The sequence below is a fragment of the Hymenobacter mucosus genome, assembly GCF_900188255.1.
Lineage (GTDB): Bacteria > Bacteroidota > Bacteroidia > Cytophagales > Hymenobacteraceae > Hymenobacter > Hymenobacter mucosus.
Window position 1 is genome coordinate 1 of the sequence record NZ_FZNS01000031.1, and the last position, 1,443, is coordinate 1,443.

Sequence of the window (1,443 nt, forward strand, 5' to 3'; positions counted from 1 at the left end):
CCGCCTCGCGTCGTTAGGCTTTGCGCCTGGCGTCTCTGCCCACCTAAACCTGCCGCCCGCCGCCCTCGTTGAGCACGCCCTGCGCCGGGGCGAAGGCACGCTCACCGATACCGGCGCGCTCATGTGCGACACGGGCGCCTTCACCGGCCGCTCGCCCAAGGACCGCTTCATCGTGCGCGACGCGCAAACGGCCGACTCCGTGTGGTGGGGCGACATCAATATCCCCTTCGAGGCCGCCCAGTTCGACCAGTTGCAGGCCAAGATGGTGGCCTACCTGGGCCAGCGCGAGCTGTTCGTGCGCGAGGCCTACGCCGGAGCCCACCCCGCCTACCAGCTCAAGCTGCGCGTGGTGACGGAGCTGGCCTGGCACAACCTGTTCTGCCACACGATGTTCCTGCGCCCCGAGCCGGGCGCCGACACCACCTGGCCCGCTGACTTCACCATCCTGTGCGCGCCCGGCTTCCAGGCCGACCCCGCCGTGGATGGCACCCGCCAGGCCAACTTCGCCATTCTCAACTTCACCAAGAAGATCCTGCTCATTGGCGGCACAGGCTACGCGGGCGAAATGAAGAAAGGCATTTTTGGGGTGCTCAACTACCTGCTGCCCCACCAGCACCAGACCCTACCCATGCACTGCTCGGCCAACGTGGGGCCGGCCGGCGATACGGCCATCTTCTTCGGCCTCTCCGGCACGGGCAAGACCACGCTCTCGGCCGACCCCACCCGCGGGCTGATAGGCGACGATGAGCACGGCTGGCTGCCCGGCGCGCAGGGCATCTTCAACTTCGAGGGCGGCTGCTACGCCAAGGTCATTGACCTGGCTCGCGAGCAGGAGCCCGAAATCTGGGATGCCATCCGCTTCGGGGCCCTGGTGGAGAACACGCGCTTTGTGCCCGGCACGCGCACGGTGGACTACACCAACAAGAGCGTGACGGAAAACACGCGCACGGCCTACCCGCTGCCCTACATCCCCAACGCCGTGACGCCGGCCGTGGCGGGCGTGCCCCAGCACATCTTCTTCCTCACGGCCGATGCCTTCGGGGTGCTGCCCCCCATCAGCCGGCTGGATAAGTCCCATGCCATGTACCACTTCCTCTCCGGCTACACGGCCAAGGTGGCGGGCACGGAAATGGGCATCACCGAGCCGCAGACGACCTTCTCCGCCTGCTTTGGGCAGGTGTTCCTGCCGCTGCATCCCACCAGCTACGCCCACATGCTGGGCCAGAAAATGGAGGAGCACCCCACCCTGACCGTGTGGCTGATCAACACGGGCTGGTCGGGTGGGGCCTACGGGGTGGGCCGGCGCATGCCGTTGCGCTACACCCGGGCCATGCTTACGGCGGCCCTGGACGGCCAGCTCCACGCCGTTGCCTATCACCGCCACCCCGTCTTTGGCGTGGACGTACCGGCCACGGTGCCCGGCGTGCCCAGCGCCCTGCTCGA

Annotated in this window: 1 protein-coding gene; it reads left to right on the forward strand. The window is 67.8% G+C overall.

Going from position 1 to position 1,443, the window contains the following annotated elements; translation table 11 throughout:
* Positions 1–1,443, forward strand: a 1,443-nt coding sequence (pckA, locus tag CHB83_RS23395; protein WP_143437273.1) for a phosphoenolpyruvate carboxykinase (ATP), incomplete at both ends; no start/stop codon positions are given.